We start from the raw sequence: 19332 nt of genomic DNA on the forward strand, positions 1-19332 counted from the left end.
TGATCTGTGATTACCCTATAGTTCTTGTTTTTAAGAGGCTTCTGTTAGTGCGACGGCTTCGTCAACATCAACCGCTACCAAACGCGAGACGCCCGGCTCTTGCATGGTTACCCCCGCCAGGTGAGAGGCCATTTCCATCGCTACTTTATTATGACTGATGTAGATGAACTGAACCGTTTGTGACATCTCTTCCACCAATCGGCAAAATCGTCCAACGTTGGCATCATCAAGTGGCGCATCAACCTCATCCAGCAAACAAAACGGCGCTGGATTGAGCCTGAATATCGCAAAGACTAATGATAAAGCCGTCAGCGCTTTTTCACCACCCGATAACAAGTGAATTGTACTATTTTTCTTGCCCGGTGGGCGCGCCATAATGGCTACACCTGTTTCGAGCAGATCATCTTCAGTAAGTTCCAAATAGGCACTGCCACCACCAAATACTTTTGGAAATAACTCTTGTAAACCATTATTCACTGCATCAAAGGTGGTTTTGAAGCGCTGTCGGGTTTCCCGGTCAATCTTGCGTATGGCGGAATCTAACGTCTCCAGACTCGAACTTAAATCCTCATGCTGCTGATCTAAATAGGCTTTTCTCTCGCCTAAGGTATCAGCCTCTTCGATAGCCGCCAGGTTAATTGCGCCCAGACGTGAAATAGCACTTTGCAGGCGATCAACTTCCGCTTGCCAGGCGCGTTCGTTGGCATCTTCTGGCAACTGCTCCAATACCGGTTTCAGGGGCTGCTGCATCTCGTCTAGCACATTAAGAACGTTGCGGCTGCGCTCTTGCAGTGCAGCCAACTCCATCTGCGTACTTTGCAGTTGCTGTCGGGCATTTTCAATCCGGCTTTCAACACCTTTGGCGCCGCTGCTGACCTCATGCAATTGCTGTTCAACCTCAGCAAGTTTATTGGCCCACTCGCGGCGTTGTTCATCCACGCGTTCACGTTGCAGCAGGAGCTCTTCAAGCTGCAAAGCCTGAACTTCCAACTCTTCCTGTTGCTCAGTATCGGGATCAGCCAGCAGCTGCAACTGCTCCTGTGCCTGATGCTGTTGTTGCTGCAGCCGTTGCAACAGTGTCTGCGTATGCTGCAACTGGCTGCGCACTTGCTCGAACTGCAGTTTCTTATCCTGCAATCGTTGTTGTTGCTGCTGCAGAGCATCTCGCAACAGGCCCCGCTCAGCTTGCAATTGTTCACGCTTTTCCTGCCACTGCTCGTCACCCTGTGTGTCGTGCTGCTGCGCTTCGAAAGCGACCACCTGCATAGCAATTTCTTCCTGCTGCAGGGCCAACTCTTCGCTCTGTTCGGCCAGCTCAGACTGGCGCTGTTTCAGTGCGCCAAGTTTTTGTTCGAGCTCCTGCTGCTGCCGCGCTTGCCACTGCTGTTTTTCGCGCCAGGTGGAAAGTTCTGCCTGACATTGGCCATGATGCTCGCGCTGCTGTTGCAACGAAGCTTCCAGTTCCTGCCGCTGTCCTTTCTGTAGTGTTAAAGCTTGTTCCAGTTGCGTTAACTCTGTCGCAACTCGCGCCAGCGTCTCATCAAGCTGCATCAGTTCCTGTTGCTGCAACAGCTGACTGTCCGCCGCATCAATCTGAGAAGCTTGATATCCCGCCGCAGACCACATCTCCCCGGCCGCCGTTAAAGCGCATTGCCAGCCCGGTTCAGCGAGCTTGAGTTGGGCCTCAGCGGCATCTTTGACCAAGGCCACCTGCTGCAACCACGGCCAGTGTCGTAAAGGTCCCTGCATCAAGCTCGCCAGGCTTCTTGCCGGAGCATCGTCAGCCGTTAATACTACCAATCTCGTGCCTAGCTGCTCTGGCCAGGACGAGGGCTTGGTCGCCACCACATAAGCATCCAGCCAGGCTCCCAGCAACTGTTCTGCGGCAAAACGCCAAGCGTCATCGAGTATCATCGCCTCGCGAACCTGGCCATGGTGCTCGATCCGCTGCTCGGCGAGCCAGCCACCTAGTGCCTGCGGCCAGTCACTCGCCTGAGAAGCTTCTAACAGGGTTTGCAGCGAGCTCTGACGTCCCATCAATTGCTGCTGCTGTTGTCGCTGCTGCGTTAAATCCTGTTCTGTCTGCTGACGTTCTTCGCGCAACTGCTGCTGCTGTTGAGCGAGCTCCTGCAAGCGCTGTTCGCTGCTTGCCAGAGCGGCGGCAGCATCTTCCAGCCCGCTCTCAGCTGCATCAGCTTGAATCGTAGTCAGCTCCTGCTGCAGTTGTGTCTGTTGCTGCTGCAGCTCCTGTTGCTGCTGCTGATTACGCTGCACCTGGTCGGCCACACGCTCCTGTTGCAGTTGCAGTTGTTGCCCTCGTTCCCGCTGATGCTGTTGCGCCGCGATATGCGCCTGATAATCATTTTGTAGCTGCAGCCAAGCCTCTTCGTGAGCATCAAATTGCTGCTGTGCTTGCTCCGCCGTAACCGCCGCTTCGTCGAGCTCCGGCTGTAACTGCTCAAGCTGCAATTGCAGCTCCTCCTGCTGAGCCAGGTCACGCTGGCAGGTGTCGTTGAGTTGCTCCAGCTCGGCCTGTAATTGCTGCTGACGTTGCTGACGTTGCTGCAGTTGCTGACGGGCGCTCTGTAGCTGGTGTTCGGTGCGGGTGATCTCGTTACCTAACTGGTAGAACTGGTGCTGAATCTCATCGAGTTTAGCTTTGGTTTCCGCAGCCTGTTCACGCAACTCCAGAGAGCCGCGCTCACTGCCGCGTTGTTCAGCGATCCAGCGTTCCAGCTCTGCTTCGTGCTCGCGAACAGTCTGGCGCAGGCGCTCGGCCTGTTGTTCATGCGCAAGCCATTTCAAAGCCTGCAGCTCGCCTTTATACTTCCGCTCTTGCTGCTTGAGGTCTTTGTAACGCCGCGCTGCAGCCGCCTGACGTTGTAGTTTTTCAAGTTGCGAACCGAGCTCATCACGCACATCGCTCAGGCGCTCAAGGTTATCCCGCGTATGTTGCATACGATTTTCGGTTTCCCGGCGCCGTTCTTTGTATTTTGAAATACCTGCAGCTTCCTCAATGAACACCCGTAGTTCTTGTGGCTTAGACTCTATCAGGCGTGAGATCATGCCTTGCTCGATGATGGCATAGCTGCGCGGACCCAACCCCGTCCCCAAAAATAAATCCGTAATGTCGCGGCGACGACATTTACTAGAATTCAGGAAGTAGTCCGAGCGGCCATCGCGGGTGACCAAGCGTTTCACTGAGATCTCGGCGTAATTCGCGTATTCTCCCTGAATGCGACCATCGGAATTATCAAACACCAGTTCCACGCTGGCTTGCGAAACCGGCTTTCTGGCACCAGAACCGTTAAAAATGACGTCAGTCATGGCATCGCCACGCAGGTTTTTCGCCGAGCTTTCTCCAAGCACCCAGCGCACCGCATCTATCACGTTTGATTTGCCACAGCCGTTCGGCCCGACCACGCAGGTCATCTGGTGGGGGAAAGGCACTTTGGTCGCATCGACAAAGGATTTAAAACCAGCAAGTTTGATGTGTTTTAGGCGCATTCGGTCTGCAGCTGCATTGTTATCGTTGTCCGTTCATAATGCTAGATTTTGTAACATTTTCAAGGGTAGGTTAACTAGTATAAGCACGTATACTAAGTAAAGCTTTAGCAAATACAGACTTGCTCAACATCCAGAGGAGTAAAGAATGCCCCAACCAGCCTACAGTGACATTGGCGCAAGCTACGTTGCACGTGGTTTTGAGCTCGCATTTCAAAAAGGCGTGCGGCGCTATGCAATCATTCCGTTGAGTATTAATATTGTACTTTTTAGCATCGCGATTTATTTCATCTTTCACTATACCGCGATTTGGGTTGCTGATTTAGTCGCCTGGTTGCCGGAGTGGCTGCGCTGGCTAGAAGTTGTGGTCTGGCCGTTGATTATTATTGGCGTACTACTACTGTTCGCACTGACCTTTACCAGTGTCGCCAATATCATCGCTTCGCCTTTTAACAGCCTGCTCGCTGAAAAGGTGGAAGAACGACTTACCGGTATTCGCGCGCCAGGCGGCGGTGTGGCGGGCATGATAAAAGATATCCCACGTACCTTTGGCCGCGAAATGCAAAAGTTAGTTTATTTTATTCCGCGTACGCTGGGCTTCCTGCTGTTGCTATTGTTCTTGCCGGTGATCGGCCAGATTCTCTGGCTGCTCTGGGGGGGATGGATGATGACCATTCAATATGCAGACTATGCTTTTGATAACCACAAAATTCCGTTCCGGACCATGCGCTCCAGCTTGCACACCCATCAGGGCAAGAGCCTGACTTTTGGTGTTGTTGTCGCATTCCTGGCCTCCATTCCAGTGGTTAACCTTATTATGATTCCGGTTGCTGTTTGTGGCTCTACCGCGATGTGGGTAGATCATATGCGTGGCCAAAATTTACCCTAGCGCAACCGCCTGGCAATGGTTATGATGGTTAACATTCTGTTAGCTACTCAGGTTATTCAAGGTGGGTAAACTTCGCCATTACGCAGTTACATTGCTCTTGGTTTGCGGTCTCGGACCAAGCCTTCACGCCAGTGATGCTGATATCATCTGGGGCGTAAACAGTGCGCCTCCGTTTCACGTCGTTGAAGGGTATTTCGCCAAACAAGGTGTTTGTGATGCCATGGTCGAAGCTTTTCAGCGCGCTCTGCCTGATACCGATCAGCGCATCAGCCGTTATCCAGCCGGACGTATCGCCGCGTTGATCCGGCAAGGGGGAGATATTTGCTATCCCTGCGTGATTCGGCTCGAGCAGGATACCGACGTAGCATACTTCTCCGACACAATTTTGGAATATCCAGCGCATGGCATTATCACTCGCCCCGAACTGGCACAAACCTTCACCGAAAGGTTTGGCAATCCTGTCGATTTTGTCGAATTGCTTAAGACTGGCGACTATCGTTTCGGGCAGCCCTTAGGACGCCGTTACGGCACCTTGCAACCTTATATTGAACGGTTTTTGCATAATACCTCGCGCTTTAGCGAGATCTCTGGCGCTGATGCAAACGCCAACATGCTGGCGATGGTGAATGCATCGCGAATTGATTTCGTCGTCGACTACCCAATGCTGCTGAACTATCACAACCAAATACTTCCTATCGAATTGGTTTTTCTGCCGATTAAAGAGAACTATGGCGAGATAGTTGAAGGCGCCGTGGGCTGCCCTGCAACGCCTTGGGGTAAGCGCGCCATTGAGTTGATTAACAGCGCGATTCCTGAGGTGATACAAGATCCCAAGTTTGTTCGTGCAAAAGATCGTTGGCTTCTACCGCAGAACCCGTAAAATAGACGGATTACTGTGCATCTGGCACCTCTCTAAACTTGTATCTCTCAACACTATGGTTTGTCTAATACAATGAATCCTTTTTCTTCTTCTCTAGCGACAGTTACCGCGCTAACGCTGGCGTGTGCCAGCTCTTTGTATGCCACGGATGCTCAGGCATGGGGCAAAACGGGTCACCGCATCACCGGAAAAATTGCCGAATCCTACCTTAGCGAGGATGCGCGGGCGGCCATAACCGCATTGTTAGGCCCTGAGTCGCTGGCGGAGGCGTCCACTTATGCCGACGAAATGCGCTCCAACCCGAGTGAATTCTGGCAGGAAACGGCGAACCCGTTCCATTACGTCACCCTGAATGAGCCCCATAATTACCATGCTGAGGACTGTCCTCCGCAAGGCGACGCTATGAGCGCTTTAACTGAATTCACAGCAACCTTGCAGGATCCGCAGGCGAGCCGCGACGAGAAACAGCTGGCCTTACGCTTTATTGTGCATATCATTGGCGATTTACATCAACCCCTGCACGTGGGTTCAGCCGCGCTTGCTGATCGCGGCGGCAATGATGTCAAAGTCGTCTTTTTTGGCGAGCAGAGTAATCTCCACCGCGTATGGGACTCTGGCTTGGTGGATCATCAGCAACTTTCCTATAGTGAATTCTCGCACTGGCTGCAACGGAAAATCAGTGTGCAGCAAGCCGCATCCTGGGCCACACCCGATCCCTACACCTGGATTAGCGAGAGTTCAAAGCTTCGTGATGAGGTTTATCCGGAGACCGATGAGCCCTACCTGGGCTGGGATTACGTTTACAACTACACCCCAGTAATGAAAACCCGCCTGCAGCAAGGTGGAGTGCGCATTGCGGCTTACCTGAATCACGTTTTTGCCAAAGGTCAGAGTTAATATGAGTGTCGAGTCATTTGTGCCGGAAACAGCGCCGACTGCCGTGCAACCCAAAATTGGCTTTGTTAGCCTCGGCTGCCCAAAAAACCTGGTCGATTCAGAGCGAATTCTTACCCAGCTTCGCACCGAAGGTTATAACATCGTCAATACCTATGACGGTGCGGATATGGTCATTGTTAATACCTGTGGCTTTATCGACAGCGCGGTGCAGGAGTCGCTGGATGCTATCGGCGAGGCACTGCATGAAAACGGTAAAGTTATTGTCACTGGGTGTTTAGGTGCCAAAGACGATGAAATCCGTGAAGTGCACCCAAATGTACTGGCCATCACAGGTCCTCATGCCTACGAAGAAGTCATGGGGCATGTCCATACTTATGTACCCAAACCGGAGCGCATTCCGTTTGAAAATCTGGTTCCTGAAACTGGTGTGAAACTGACCCCGCGCCATTTCGCCTACCTGAAAATCTCTGAAGGCTGCAACCACAGATGCACATTCTGCATTATTCCATCCATGCGTGGCGACCTGATCAGCCGCCCGGTGGGGGATGTACTTGCTGAAGCGCAGCGTCTGGCGAATGCTGGCGTAAAGGAGTTACTGGTTATTTCTCAGGATACCAGCGCTTATGGGGTCGATGTGAAACACAAAACTGGTTTCTGGGACGGACAACCGGTCAAAACCCGCATGCTAGAACTGTGTGAAGCCCTCGGTAAACTCGGTATCTGGGTGCGTTTGCATTACGTTTATCCTTACCCCTCGGTGGATGAGGTTATTCCACTGATGGCAGAAGGTAAACTGCTGCCTTATCTGGATATTCCTCTGCAGCATGCCAATAAACGCATCCTGCGTCTGATGAAACGCCCCGGCTCTGCGGACCGTACTCTTGAACGTATTCAAAACTGGCGCAAGATTTGTCCCGAATTGACCATCCGCAGTACTTTTATCGTCGGCTTCCCCGGTGAAACAGAGGAAGAGTTCGAGGAGTTGCTGCAATTTTTACGCGAAGCTCAGCTCGATCGGGTCGGTTGCTTTACCTACTCTGACGTGGAAGGCGCAAAAGCCAATGATTTGCCTGACCCAGTGCCAGAAGCAGTAAAGCAGGAGCGCTATGCGCGTTTCATGGAAGTGCAGCAAGAGATCAGTGCCGCGCGTTTGCAACAGAAGATTGGCCGCACCTTGCAGGTGCTGATTGATGATGTCGATGCCGAAGGCGCTGTCGGCCGCAGTTATGCCGATGCCCCTGAAATCGACGGTCTGGTCTTCCTCAATGGCGAATATGACGTCAAACCTGGTGACATTGTTGCCGTGCGTATCGAACACGCAGATGAATACGACCTCTGGGGAACCAGAATCAGTTAAGCGTTTCGCGTAAGCTTGAAATGACGTATTGCTGTCGTAAAACTGACGTCGTCCTCGCTGAAAATTTCGCCTAAGCTCAGGTCATTGTTCAGCGAGGAATACTAATGAAAATCGACACAGCAAAGATCTTACAACTTCGCCAATTCCGCGGTTGGTCGCAACAGCAACTTGCCGATATCGCTGGAATAACCTTACGCACCGTCCAACGCATAGAGGCGTCAGGTGCAGCATCACTTGAATCAATACAAGCTCTGGCTGCAGCCTTTGAGGTTCCCATTAGTGAACTGGCCGACGAACGTAAAGCGCAGACCTCAGAGGCAATGCCGCAGGCAGTTTCGCAACAAAAACCCGACTGGCGAGACCGTTTGATTCAACTCATTGATTTCTCAGGTACGCTTAACCGGGCAGACTATTGGCGGTTTTTCTTAATTTCTGCGGTAAGCTTGGGATTAGCGACTCTGGTGCATCCCATACTTGCGGAAGCACTAGGGCTACTGGTAGTGGTTCCACTTATTGCGTTTGGATCCCGCCGCTTACGTGATGTGGGAGTTAGTGGTTGGTGGCAGTTGCTTGCTTTGGTGCCTTTTGGCGGTTTAGTCGTATTATTCCTGTTAGCGTTACCACGTGGCTACTATCAAAAAGCAACCACGCAGCAGTAACCAGACTCAGCGCCTCATGACTCGCTTTCGTCGTCGAGTAACTTATTATCAAGTTTCTTCGAGGTCTGGACGCCCATATCTTTAAACTTCTCGACGCGGCCAATTAAGTTGCCGCGTCCGGTCGAGAGCTTATTCATGGCGCCGTCGTAGTTCCGGCGCGCCGAATCCAGACTGTTGCCGATCTTTTGCATGTCTTCAATGAAGCCGACAAACTTATCGTAGAGTTTACCTGCGTCCGTCGCGATTTGTTGTGCGTTACGGTTTTGATACTCGTACTGCCAGATGTTGTTCACTGTCCGCAATGCAACTAACAAATTGGTTGGGCTCACTAACATGATGTTATTGTCCAGCGCCAACCGGATCAGTTCAGGATCGCGGTCAACCGCCAGCAGAAATGCGGGCTCAATAGGGATGAACATAAGCACGTAATCCAGCGTTCGCACACTTTCAAGTTGCTGATAATTCTTCTTACCCAGCCCCTTAATATGCGCGCGCAAAGAATTCACATGTTCATTCAAAGCCGCTTCACGGGCTTGCTCATCATCACTGTTGAAATAGCGCTCGTAGGCAACCAAGGATACTTTTGAGTCAATCACCACGTCTTTGTCGTTCGGTAAATGCACCACGACGTCAGGCTTAAAGGAACGACCGTCTTCATCGCGGTGATGACTCTGGGTTTCGTATTCGTTGCCTTCACGCAACCCTGACTGGTTCAGAATGCGCTCAAGTACCACCTCACCCCAATTGCCTTGAGTTTTGGTGTCACCTTTGAGGGCTTTAGTTAACGCCTCAGCCTCTGATGCCATTTGCTTGTTCAGATCCTGCAGTGACGTGATCTGTTGAGTCAATGAGGCTCGCTGCTTGAGCTCTTCAGTGTACTGCGATTCAACTTGCTTTTTAAAGGCTTCCAGCTGTTGTTTGAAAGGCGCCAGCGTAGTTTCCAGAGTTAGTTTGCTATGCTGCTGTAAGCGTTCTGACTTTTGCTCAAAAATCTGTTGGGCCAAACGTTCGAACTCTTTTTTCATGCGCTCTTCGCTGGCTTCCAGTAATTTTTGCTTTTCTTCGGCATGTTTTAGCGTACTTTCCAGTTTGCTCTGCGATGCAGCTAAATCAGCTTGCAACTGACTACGTTGCTGCTGCGCCTGCTGCACCTGCTGCTCAAGCTGCTGCTGACGCTGCTGAGCCTGTTGTAGCTGTTGCTGGTTGCGCTGCTCCGTCCGCTCTGCCTCAAGTTGAAGTTGTTGCTCTCGTTGCAAGGCGACCTCGTGCTGATGCGCCTTATCCTGCGCCAGCCGCGCCAGCTTTGGTCGTTGCAGCAACCAGCTCAAACCCGCGCCTACTGCCAGCGCAACCGCGCCGGCAGCTAACCATTGCCATGTCAAAAGACTAAGCATTTGCACCTTCCAATTTCACCCGCCAGATGGCCGGGCCAGTTTCGTGGGCATTTTCGCCAGTACTGTCAACGGCTACCGTCACAGGCATATCTTCCACGTCAAACTCATAGATGGCTTCCATACCTAAATCTTCGAAGGCAACTACTTTGGCCTGCTTAATGGCTTTCGCAACCAGATACGCAGCCCCGCCGACTGCCATCAGGTACACCGCTTTATGTTGCTTAATGCTCTCAACCGTGGCCGGTCCGCGTTCCGCTTTACCAATCATGCCAAGAATGCCGGTTTTGTCGAGCATAAGGTCAGTAAATTTATCCATTCGAGTCGCCGTCGTTGGACCCGCTGGGCCGACAACTTCATCACCCACCGGATCCACGGGACCTACGTAATAAATAAACTTGTTGGTGAAGTCCACCGGCAGGCTCTCACCATTATCGAGCATATCTTTGATACGTTTATGGGCAGCATCGCGACCGGTCAACATTTTACCCGACAGCAATACTGTCTCACCGGTTTTCCAGGTCTCAATGTCAGCCTGTGTCAGCTCATCCAGATTGACACGACGCGCGTCATCACCCAGCTCAAAGGTGATATCCGGCCAGTCTTCCAGCTTCGGTGGCTGAAGGTCAGCAGGGCCGGACCCGTCCAGGGTGAAATGAGCATGGCGGGTGGCTGCGCAGTTCGGAATCAAAGTCACAGGCTTTGACGCCGCGTGTGTCGGCGCAGTTTTGATTTTCACATCCATGACCGTAGTGACGCCGCCAAGACCCTGCGCGCCGATACCTAGTTTGTTGACCCGCTCGTAAATTTCCAGGCGCAACTCTTCTTCTGCACTTTGTGGTCCGCGCTCCAGTAATTCCTGAATATCCACAGGATCCATCAAGGCCTCTTTGGCCAGCACTGCCGACTTTTCGGCGGTACCGCCAATACCAAGTCCAATCATGCCCGGCGGACACCAGCCGGCACCCAGTTTCGGCATCGTCTCCACCACCCAATCGGCAATCGAATCGCTTGGGTTGAGCATGACCATCTTAGATTTGTTTTCTGAACCGCCCCCTTTCGCAGCAATCATGACCTCAACATTTGCGCCCGGGACCATGTCAATATGAACCACTGCAGGAGTGTTGTCACCGGTATTCTTACGCTTTCCAGCAGGGTCAGCGACAATAGACGCACGCAGCGGATTCTCGGGATTGGTGTACGCTTGGCGAGTGCCCTCGTCCACCATCTGCTGCACCGTCATATCCGTCTTATCCCATTGCACTCCCATGCCGACTTTCACAAAACAGGTCACGATACCTGTATCCTGACAAATCGGCCGATGTCCCTGGGCTGCCATACGTGAATTGGTCAGTACCTGCGCGATGGCATTCTTTGCTGCCTCGCTTTCTTCTTTGTGATACGCCTTTTCCAGCGCTTGTACAAAGTCCAGCGGGTGATAATAGGAAATATACTGCAGCGCGTCCGCAATGCTTGCTACGAAATCGGCTTGCCGAATGGTGGCCATGACTACCTCTACATCATCGGGTTATAATTGGCGGCTATCATAGCGTTTTCATGGCACGCTGACCAGTTTTCACCTGGCTTATGTTAAGCTATCCGTAAATCGTTCTGGAGTCGTTACACTGTGTCGATTACTGCTGTTTCTATTGACTTGAAAGTAGAATTTGCCGAGCTTTTTGCTGCCATTGCAGACGAGCCCTGGGCGCTTTTGCTGGATAGCTGTGAGCATCCACAAAGTGAATACGATTTTATTTTCCGCCAGCCCGAGCAAACCCTTACGGTCAATGATAACTGGCCGGAACAGCTGCGCCAGCTGCAAGCGCAGTTGCCCGCTTATGATGGACCTGCAACGGTGCCATTTCGAGGCGGGCTTGCCGGTGCTTTCAGTTACGATGCAGGGCGCGCGCTTGAGCATTTGCCCAGTCAGGCTGAACGCGATATCGCGCTGCCTGAGGTGGCTGTAGGGCTGTATTCCCAGGCGCTGATCCGCTGCCGTAAAAGCGGCGCAACCTGGCTGGTCGGGCGCAGCGACGAGATTACAGAACTGAGCGCCTTTTGGCGTAAGCAACTGGAGCAGAACACGCCGGGCAGCAAGCTCTTTCAACTTACCGCCGATTGGCAGAGCAACATGAGTCGCGCCGATTATCTGCAGAAGTTTGTCCGCGTGCAGGACTATCTGCATGCCGGGGACTGTTATCAGATTAACCTCGCACAGCGCTTCTCAGCACCTTTTTCAGGTGACCCCTGGGCAGCGTACCTGCAACTTCGCGCAGCTAACCAGGCGCCCTTTTCTGGTTTCATGCGCCTATCTGATGGGGCTATCCTCAGCCACTCCCCCGAGCGTTTCCTGCATGTGTCCGCAACAGGGCTGGTACAAACCAAACCTATTAAGGGCACGCGCCCTCGTGGTAAAGACTCGCAAACCGATTCAGCGCTTGCTCATGAACTGCAGCACGCCGCTAAAGACCGAGCTGAAAACGTGATGATTGTTGATCTGTTACGTAATGATTTAAGCCGCGTTTGTCAGCCAGGCTCGGTGCAGGTACCGAAATTATTTGCCATTGAGAGTTACCCTGCGGTCCACCATTTGGTCAGTACCGTTGAAGGGCAACTGGAAAGCCCGCAACAGGCACTGGAGCTTGTTGCCGCCTGCTTCCCGGGCGGGTCGATTACCGGCGCACCAAAAATACGGGCGATGGAGATCATTGACGAGCTTGAGCCTCATCGCCGCAGCTTCTACTGTGGCAGTCTTGGCTATATTTCGCAGCATGGTGAGACCGATACCAATATCGCAATCCGCACTCTGGTCGCTTGCAATCATACTATTTACTGCTGGGCCGGAGGCGGCCTGGTGGTGGACTCCGATGGCGCGGCGGAGTACCAGGAGACCCTCGATAAAGTGGCAAAAATCCTCCCGGTTCTGAGCAGCACGCTCGAGGCAGACTCAGCATGACCAAAGACGAATTTCTGCATCGCTTTCAGTTACATCCAACGCGCCAGGGAAAGCGTCCTGTGCGTAAGCGGTTACGTCCGGCAGCGGTCTTAATTCCGCTATGGGAGCGCGACGGGGAACTACAGTTAGTGCTAACTCAGCGCGCAGCAAATTTACGTCATCACGCCGGACAAATCAGTTTCCCCGGTGGTCGGCAGGAACCTGCTGACCGCTCGCTCTATGAAACTGCGTTACGTGAAGCCCACGAAGAAATCGCACTGGAGCCGAGCGCGGTCACCTTAGTCGGTCAATTACAAGACTACCCGGTCATCAGTAACTTTCTGATCCGCCCTTACGTTGCCTTCATTGACCCGCAGCATCCCTTGCAGGCCGATCCCCGTGAAGTCGCCGAAATCTTTACCGTGCCGCTCAAGCATGTTTTGCATCAACAGGAACATTTTGCCTACCGCCTAAGGCGTTTTTTGTACGATCAGGTATACTTTATTCCATATCAGCATAGAAACATTTGGGGAGCGACGGCCGGAATTTTGCGCGAATTGGCCGATCACGTGTATCCTGAAAGGCATTCATTTTTTCGTTCTCTCAACTAATAGGTTAACGATAACAGTTATGATAAGTGTTTTTGATATCTACAAAGTGGGCATCGGCCCATCAAGTTCCCATACCGTCGGCCCGATGCGAGCGGCGTTAGAGTTCCTGCGCGCGGCCGACGAGGCTGTCGGACTTGATCAGGCAACCACTATAAAAGTCGAATTATTCGGCTCTTTAGGTCAAACCGGTAAAGGCCATGGCACGGGTAAAGCAGTCATCCTTGGCTTGGCTGGCGAAGAACCTGAGACCGTAGATACCACGTCTGTCGATGAGTTTCTGGCTAACACCGAGAAAACTCAAAAGCTTAAGCTATTGGGCGAACATGAGATCAAGTTCCCTCGCGAAGGCGCCATTACTTTCCACCGCCGCAAGACCATGCCGCGCCATGCTAACGCTATGGAGCTGCGCCTGTATAAAGGCGATGAAGTGATCTACAAAGACCTCTACTATTCCATCGGTGGTGGTTTTATTGTTCGTGATGCCGACTTTGACGAGACGCTCGAAGAAGCAATTGAACAGTCCAGTCAACCCATCCCCTATCCTTTTGATTCAGCAGCCGAATTGCTTGCTCAATGCCAGGAGCACGGCTTGCGCATCAGCTCTTTGATGTTAGCTAACGAAAAAGTGTTCCGCAGTGAAGCTGATATCCGTAAAGGTTTAATGCATGTCTGGAAAACCATGGACCAGTGCATCGACACTGGCATTAAAACCGAGGGTATTTTACCCGGAGGCCTCAAAGTTCGTCGCCGTGCACCTGGGCTGTATCAGCGGTTGCGCAATGAGCGCTCAGCTGATCCCATGCAAACAATGGACTGGGTAGATTTATTCGCCCTTGCCGTCAATGAAGAAAACGCTGCTGGCGGCCGTGTCGTTACTGCGCCAACCAACGGTGCCGCTGGCATTATTCCGGCGGTGATGAAGTACGCCGATAAGTTCATTGGTGAATTAGATGAAGAGACCGTCGTCCGCTTCCTGCTAACCTCTGCTGCGATTGGTATCCTGTACAAGAAAAATGCCTCGATTTCCGGCGCAGAAGTTGGCTGTCAGGGTGAAGTAGGCGTGGCCTGCTCAATGGCAGCAGGTGCCCTTGCCGAACTTATGGGGGGGAGCGTGAGTAACGTTGAAAATGCCGCCGAAATTGGCATGGAGCATAATTTAGGTTTGACCTGTGATCCAGTTGGTGGATTGGTACAGGTTCCTTGCATTGAACGTAATGCCATGGGCGCTATTAAGGCCATCAATGCGGCCCGGCTTGCCCTGCGTGGTAGCGGTGATCACAAAGTATCGCTGGATAAAGTCATTAAAACCATGTGGGACACCGGCAACGATATGAAAACCAAATATAAAGAGACCGCTCGCGGTGGTCTCGCGGTGAATATTATCGAGTGCTAACGAACCTTAGGTGGCACCACCTATGCTATTACAATGTAGGTAGTTGCACTGAATTAAACAGGCGATCAACAGCTTCTTGAGTACGTTGTTGCATCGCCTCTTCCACCACACTCTTGGTCAGGTGCGGCGCGAAGGTTTCAATAAAATCGTACATGTAGCCGCGTAAAAACGTGCCTTTCCGAAAACCAATCTTCGTCGTGCTGGGCTCAAAAATATGCTCCGCAGGCAGCGCGACCAATCCTTTATCATTGCTTTCATCAAAAGCCATGGTCGCCACTACCCCGACACCTAAGCCCGCTCTCACATAAGTTTTAATTACATCTGCATCCGTTGCGGTAAAGACCACATTGGGCTCAATGCCAGCCTCATTAAAGGCTCTGTCTAATTCCGAGCGACCGGTAAAACCGTGCACATAAGTCACGATTGGATGTTCGCCAAGTTGCTCGATGGAGACCTTTCCGACGCTGGTCAGCGGATGATCCGTGGGTACAATGATAGAACGATTCCAGTGGTAGCAAGGCAACATCATTAAATCCTGATACAAATGCAGCGCTTCCGTGGCTATCGCAAAGTCGGCCTTGCCTTTCGCTGCTGCCTCGCTGATTTGCTCAGGGGAGCCCTGATGCATATGCAGGGATACCCGCGGATAGCGTTCCATGAATTGCTTTATTTTTGCCGGAAGAGCATAACGTGCCTGGGTGTGAGTTGTGGCAATATTGAGCTTGCCCTGGTCGGGTAACGTATGCTCGCTGGCTACAGCTTTGATACTATCGACTTGTGCAAGTATGCAGCGAGCAATTTCGATAACTTCCTGCCCGGCTGCGGTGACATGGGTCAGGTGTTTGCCACTACGCTCAAAGATCTGAATGCCCAACTCATCTTCCAGCATTCTGACTTGTTTACTGATACCGGGTTGTGAGGTAAACAGACTTTCTGCGGTCGCTGAAACATTCAGGTTATGATTTAATACTTCGACGATGTAGCGCAGCTGCTGTAATTTCATAGAAAGACCCAGTGTCGTTGCTTATTCTAAAAATATATAACACGTTGGCTATTTATTCCAAGATTTATATAGGAGGTTTTGTGTCTAGCTTGTCTGAACAACTCAAAAATTTAGGCTTTGAGGCCTCCGCTGAAGCACCTCAGGAGCAGAGTAACACTGCAGCGAGTATTGATACCAGTATCCCGGTTCGGATTCAACGACAAACTAAAGGCCGTAAAGGAAAAGGGGTGACTGTCATCATGGATCTACCCACAGACCCTCAGCTCCTAAGCGATTATGCCAAACAGCTACGGAAACAGTGCGGCGTAGGTGGCAGTGTCAAAAACGAAACCATAGAGCTTCAGGGTGACCAGCGCGAGGCAAGTAAGGCTTTTCTCGAACAACAAGGCTTTAAAGTCAAACTAGCTGGAGGTTAAGTAGTAGCCGAACGAAACTTCCCGGCCTTCATCACTCCAGTTAAGGTCACAAGCCAGCTGTTGCAACAAATCCAGACCACGTCCGTAAGGCAGGCTGGTTTTGTCGAGACTCGCTAACTCAGCCCTGGCCCAGGGCAAGCCGGTGTTGCGGACAGTAAACTTAAGGTAGTTCCGGCGCTGCTCAAAACACACCTCAATACTGATGGAGCCTGATGTCAGCGCCTGCAGACGATCTGCTCGTAATTGATAGTAATACGCGAAGCCCTCGGGATCATTTTTCATGCGTGAGTCCAGGCCAAGTAAACCATGCTCCAGTGCATTATTAAAAACTTCGGCTAACAGCAAGTAGATAGTGGTACGGTGGGCATGCAGTGCCGGCAAACGACCTAAAATTCCCAGTATCGAGGCCACCACATCGATTTGTTGCAGGTCTTCAGCGTCCAGAACGGTGGAAAAAACAAAGGGCAACGCCTGAAGTTCAGGCCCAATTTCGGGCGGTTCCAGGCCAGTAGGGCAACATTCAAGTATGGCCAGCGACACGTCATCCTGAAGCGGTTGGCTACCGCGAAAATTTTCAAGCTCAGCCACTAATCTGTCAAAATTAGCGGTCCCGGGATAGGTCTGGATAATTTCTTCAAATGCATCCATGCCCAGAAACTCATCCCGCTGGCTGAGCATTTCGATGACGCCATCGGTATACATCGCTATCGTATCATCGGTGCGAGTACTGATGGTCGCCACCTGGCTATCAAAGTCATCAACACTTAATACGCCAAGCGCCATATGTTGAGCTCGCAGTCGGTGCTTCACCATGCCATCGGGACCAAAAACTAACGCCGGCGGCATCCCCCCGTTCCAGTAGGTCAGGCGCTTGCCACTCGCCGACAGTTCCATTAAAAAGCAGGCACAGAACATATCACTGGGTAACAGCCGATGCAGCCGATAATTAAACTCGACCACCATTTCTGAGACAGAAACGCCACGATCGGCCATGGCAAAAAATGCTTGTGACAGAGGCAATGCCCCGGTGGCAGGGGCTAGACCATGACCCGTGAAATCGGCCATCAAAATATATAAGTTACCTAATGGACCTGGGGTGATTAAGCATAGGTCGCCATTAAACTTAGATGCCGGCGTTAGCAAGGTTCGAATATGTTCGTAGTGCGTAAAATTACGACTTAAAGCATTACGAAAGATGTGTTCTATCAACTCATGTTCACGTTCGACCCGTTGCGTGTGCCAAATCAAACTCTCACGCACAGCGTTTAATTGCCGGGCGGTATTAAAGCTATTTGCCATCAGGTCGATACGCTGCAATAGAACGCCGGTTTTTTCCGGCCATGACAGTACGTCGCCGTGCCACCTCAAGCTGGACTCTAGATCACTTGCACGAGGAAGGATGAGCAATTGCTGAGGACAGCGCAGGGGCGATAAAAGTTGTGGTACCAGTTCACTGGTCACCACGAGCGTGGGATGCACGTGGTTAAGATCTGAGCGCCAGTCAGAGAGGTTTTTAACTCGAACGCGCCGAGCGACGCGAAGACGCTGAAGTTTTTCAACAACTGAGATGGCAAATTCTGAACCATCCTGAAAGATGTCAATAACAATTTGCTGGGACGGCTTCAGCATCGGCGTTGCCTCTGCAAGGTGATTGTTATTCGATGGTAAACAATTTGTCGAAGCGTGAAATATCGAGAATGTTTTTTACTTCGGGACGGCTATTAATGATGTGGATACCTTTGACCCCATCACTCAAGGCTTTGCGCATATTAAGCAGCATCCCTAAAGCTGAGCTATCCAGGTATTCCGTTTCACGTAAGTCGATGTAGACCGTAGGCTTTTCGTCGCCAACTGAGCTGTAAGCGCGACGAAACTCCTGGACCAGGCCAAAGTCGAATTTGCCGTGCACTGCAATAGTGAGCTCTTTGCCATCATTTGAAACATGACGAGTGATCGACATTAGTCACCTACTTACCTTGTTATTATTAGATTAGACAGTTGTGAATAGTGCCAACACGAAGCGGCAAACACAAGCCTCAGCCGCCAATTATACGGAGAAATTCATAAAAAAAGCCGGTTTCGCTGAACCGGCTTTTTTCTTAACTTTCTGCTTAAGGTTTTTGCTGATATTTATTATAGAGTTGCAAGTGACGATTGTTTAAATCGACCAGCCGCCCTTCAATAAATAACATATCGACCTTTTGTCCGATCGGGTCTAACAAGTCGCCATCAGAAATAACCACAGTGGCTTGTTTACCCACATCCAGTGAGCCGACACGATCAGCAACGCCCATAAACTCAGCTGGCGTCAAAGTAATTGCCCGCAGTGCAGCTTCTTTATCAAGACCATAGGCAACTGCATTGCCCGCGGCAAACGCCAGGTTACGCACATCCCAGTAGCCCGGATAGCTGATGGCAAAGTCTACGCCTGCTTGTGCCAGTGTTGCTGGCGTCGAAAAGGCCTGATCGAAGGCTTCGTCATGCCGCGTTGGCAAGCCAAATGGCGCGCCATACACGACACGAATCTCGGCGGCAGCTAACTCATCAGCCATACGCCAGGCGTCACGAGCCCCCATAAGTACCCAGTCAAAGCCAAACTCTTTGGTCAGTTCCATAGCTTCCTGGATCTGACGTTGGTCGTCCGCGTGTACGAAAAGCATGCCACTGCCATCGAACAGTCCGAGCATAGCTTCCCAGCGCAAATCGGTACCTTTTAACTCACCGGCCTGCTTGGCATCGTAATAGGCTTTTGCTTCGATAAAGGCACGTTTAAGGTTCTTACGCGCTTCCGCATTTGCTTTACGTTGCTCCTCGGGTGAACGCGTCTCCCACCAGGAGTTACTCACACCCACTCGTGGCCAGTTCACATGAACACCGATATCCAGGCGCTCGCCCGCATCCTCATACGTCCAGCCATCCAACTGCAACAGGCTTGAACGACCCGTGATGAGCTCGCCCTGAGGAACGATCTGCGCGTGCGAAATACCGTTATAACGAATGGTCGGTATAACTTCGGAGTCCGGATTGTAAGCCACATGACCGCTCACCTCAGGGGTGACGGCGCCGGTTTCGTCGGAGTCTTCAGTCGCACGAACTGCTTCAATTTCCTTCAGACCCAGGGTGGTATCCATGGCAATGACGCCAGGATACAAATGTTTCCCTGTGACATCGATCACCTGCGCGCCTTCCGGAGTCGCAAGGTTTTTGCCCATGGCACTAATTTTGCCGTCAACCAGCAATAAATCAGTGTCTTGCTTAATACCATTGGTAATGGTGTAAAGAGTTCCACCTTGCAACAAAATCGGTTGCTGCTGCGGCTCACCAGGAACAATGTCATGCGCTGCAGCACTCAGGGTAAGGCTAGCAGCAGCAACTGCTGTCATTAGTTTTTTCATTA

General features: G+C 51.6%; 16 protein-coding genes. 9 read left to right on the forward strand and 7 right to left on the reverse strand.

Translation table 11 applies throughout. The features are described from left to right. Positions 1-30 precede the first annotated feature (30 nt). Positions 31-3507, reverse strand: coding sequence for a chromosome segregation protein SMC (gene smc, locus J6J34_RS11115; RefSeq protein ID WP_301899038.1), 3477 nt, complete (start codon positions 3505-3507; stop codon positions 31-33). A 145-nt stretch (positions 3508-3652) separates the two neighbouring features. Between smc and cysZ the strand changes: the two genes are divergently transcribed. The 5 genes from cysZ (at position 3653) to J6J34_RS11140 (ending at position 8186) form a co-directional block, all read left to right on the forward strand. After that, positions 3653-4393: a sulfate transporter CysZ gene (cysZ, locus tag J6J34_RS11120; RefSeq protein ID WP_301721835.1), complete on the forward strand. Its 741-nt coding sequence runs from the start codon at positions 3653-3655 to the stop codon at positions 4391-4393. A 61-nt stretch (positions 4394-4454) separates the two neighbouring features. Beyond that, positions 4455-5273, forward strand: coding sequence for a hypothetical protein (locus J6J34_RS11125; RefSeq protein ID WP_301721834.1), 819 nt, complete (start codon positions 4455-4457; stop codon positions 5271-5273). Positions 5274-5345: 72 nt separating this feature from the next. Beyond that, positions 5346-6170: a S1/P1 nuclease gene (locus J6J34_RS11130; RefSeq protein ID WP_301774070.1), complete on the forward strand. Its 825-nt coding sequence runs from the start codon at positions 5346-5348 to the stop codon at positions 6168-6170. A 1-nt stretch (position 6171) separates the two neighbouring features. After that, on the forward strand, positions 6172-7527 hold the full coding sequence (gene rimO / locus J6J34_RS11135; protein WP_301721829.1) for a 30S ribosomal protein S12 methylthiotransferase RimO: 1356 nt from the start codon (positions 6172-6174) through the stop codon (positions 7525-7527). 104 nt (positions 7528-7631) lie between these two features. Next, positions 7632-8186 carry a DUF805 domain-containing protein gene (locus J6J34_RS11140; RefSeq protein WP_301774068.1) on the forward strand — a complete coding sequence of 185 codons (555 nt, stop codon included), beginning with the start codon at positions 7632-7634 and terminating at the stop codon, positions 8184-8186. A gap of 14 nt (positions 8187-8200) precedes the next feature. On the opposite strand, the gene rmuC is transcribed toward J6J34_RS11140, so the two are convergent. Next, positions 8201-9580: a DNA recombination protein RmuC gene (rmuC, locus tag J6J34_RS11145; RefSeq protein ID WP_301774066.1), complete on the reverse strand. Its 1380-nt coding sequence runs from the start codon at positions 9578-9580 to the stop codon at positions 8201-8203. Further along, on the reverse strand, positions 9573-11084 hold the full coding sequence (locus J6J34_RS11150) for a fumarate hydratase (protein WP_301721825.1): 1512 nt from the start codon (positions 11082-11084) through the stop codon (positions 9573-9575). Before J6J34_RS11150 ends, rmuC begins: the two co-directional genes overlap by 8 nt. Before the next feature lie 120 nt (positions 11085-11204). On the opposite strand from J6J34_RS11150, the gene pabB reads away from it, so the two are divergent. From pabB to J6J34_RS11165, 3 genes are read left to right on the forward strand one after another with little or no spacing between them, the layout of a single operon-like run. Continuing rightward, positions 11205-12533, forward strand: coding sequence for an aminodeoxychorismate synthase component I (gene pabB / locus J6J34_RS11155; protein WP_301721824.1), 1329 nt, complete (start codon positions 11205-11207; stop codon positions 12531-12533). Further along, complete coding sequence (locus J6J34_RS11160; RefSeq protein ID WP_301721823.1) at positions 12530-13123, forward strand: CoA pyrophosphatase; 594 nt, start codon at positions 12530-12532, stop codon at positions 13121-13123. Before pabB ends, J6J34_RS11160 begins: the two co-directional genes overlap by 4 nt. Before the next feature lie 19 nt (positions 13124-13142). Further along, on the forward strand, positions 13143-14516 hold the full coding sequence (locus J6J34_RS11165) for an L-serine ammonia-lyase (protein ID WP_301721821.1): 1374 nt from the start codon (positions 13143-13145) through the stop codon (positions 14514-14516). Positions 14517-14544: 28 nt separating this feature from the next. Here the strand turns inward: J6J34_RS11165 and cysB are convergent, their stop codons facing one another. Continuing rightward, positions 14545-15519, reverse strand: coding sequence for an HTH-type transcriptional regulator CysB (gene cysB, locus J6J34_RS11170; RefSeq protein WP_301721819.1), 975 nt, complete (start codon positions 15517-15519; stop codon positions 14545-14547). Between the two features lie 80 nt (positions 15520-15599). Between cysB and J6J34_RS11175 the strand changes: the two genes are divergently transcribed. Then, positions 15600-15935 (forward strand): translation initiation factor, encoded by a 336-nt coding sequence (locus J6J34_RS11175; protein WP_301721818.1) that lies wholly within the window; start codon positions 15600-15602, stop codon positions 15933-15935. Here the strand turns inward: J6J34_RS11175 and J6J34_RS11180 are convergent. The 3 genes from J6J34_RS11180 to J6J34_RS11190 form a co-directional block, all read right to left on the reverse strand. Continuing rightward, positions 15921-17564, reverse strand: coding sequence for an ATP-binding SpoIIE family protein phosphatase (locus tag J6J34_RS11180; protein ID WP_301721816.1), 1644 nt, complete (start codon positions 17562-17564; stop codon positions 15921-15923). The genes J6J34_RS11175 and J6J34_RS11180 overlap by 15 nt on opposite strands. A gap of 25 nt (positions 17565-17589) precedes the next feature. Beyond that, entirely contained in the window at positions 17590-17895 is a 306-nt protein-coding gene (locus tag J6J34_RS11185; protein WP_301721810.1) for an STAS domain-containing protein, read from the reverse strand. 151 nt (positions 17896-18046) lie between these two features. Beyond that, on the reverse strand, positions 18047-19330 hold the full coding sequence (locus J6J34_RS11190) for an amidohydrolase family protein (RefSeq protein WP_301721808.1): 1284 nt from the start codon (positions 19328-19330) through the stop codon (positions 18047-18049). Positions 19331-19332 lie beyond the last annotated feature (2 nt).

Origin of the sequence: Pseudidiomarina terrestris (genome assembly GCF_030466405.1) — a bacterium.
In the GTDB taxonomy this organism is placed as follows: domain Bacteria; phylum Pseudomonadota; class Gammaproteobacteria; order Enterobacterales; family Alteromonadaceae; genus Pseudidiomarina; species Pseudidiomarina terrestris.

Bases quoted from the DNA above. Each gene is read 5' to 3' on its own strand.
- smc (WP_301899038.1), bottom strand. From the start codon at position 3,507: ATGCGCCTAAAACACATCAAACTTGCTGGTTTTAAATCCTTTGTCGAT.
- cysZ (WP_301721835.1), top strand. From the start codon at position 3,653: ATGCCCCAACCAGCCTACAGTGACATTGGCGCAAGCTACGTTGCACGT.
- J6J34_RS11130 (WP_301774070.1), top strand. From the start codon at position 5,346: ATGAATCCTTTTTCTTCTTCTCTAGCGACAGTTACCGCGCTAACGCTG.
- rimO (WP_301721829.1), top strand. From the start codon at position 6,172: ATGAGTGTCGAGTCATTTGTGCCGGAAACAGCGCCGACTGCCGTGCAA.
- J6J34_RS11140 (WP_301774068.1), top strand. From the start codon at position 7,632: ATGAAAATCGACACAGCAAAGATCTTACAACTTCGCCAATTCCGCGGT.
- rmuC (WP_301774066.1), bottom strand. From the start codon at position 9,580: ATGCTTAGTCTTTTGACATGGCAATGGTTAGCTGCCGGCGCGGTTGCG.
- J6J34_RS11150 (WP_301721825.1), bottom strand. From the start codon at position 11,084: ATGGCCACCATTCGGCAAGCCGATTTCGTAGCAAGCATTGCGGACGCG.
- J6J34_RS11160 (WP_301721823.1), top strand. From the start codon at position 12,530: ATGACCAAAGACGAATTTCTGCATCGCTTTCAGTTACATCCAACGCGC.
- J6J34_RS11165 (WP_301721821.1), top strand. From the start codon at position 13,143: ATGATAAGTGTTTTTGATATCTACAAAGTGGGCATCGGCCCATCAAGT.
- cysB (WP_301721819.1), bottom strand. From the start codon at position 15,519: ATGAAATTACAGCAGCTGCGCTACATCGTCGAAGTATTAAATCATAAC.
- J6J34_RS11180 (WP_301721816.1), bottom strand. From the start codon at position 17,564: ATGCTGAAGCCGTCCCAGCAAATTGTTATTGACATCTTTCAGGATGGT.
- J6J34_RS11185 (WP_301721810.1), bottom strand. From the start codon at position 17,895: ATGTCGATCACTCGTCATGTTTCAAATGATGGCAAAGAGCTCACTATT.
- J6J34_RS11190 (WP_301721808.1), bottom strand. From the start codon at position 19,330: ATGAAAAAACTAATGACAGCAGTTGCTGCTGCTAGCCTTACCCTGAGT.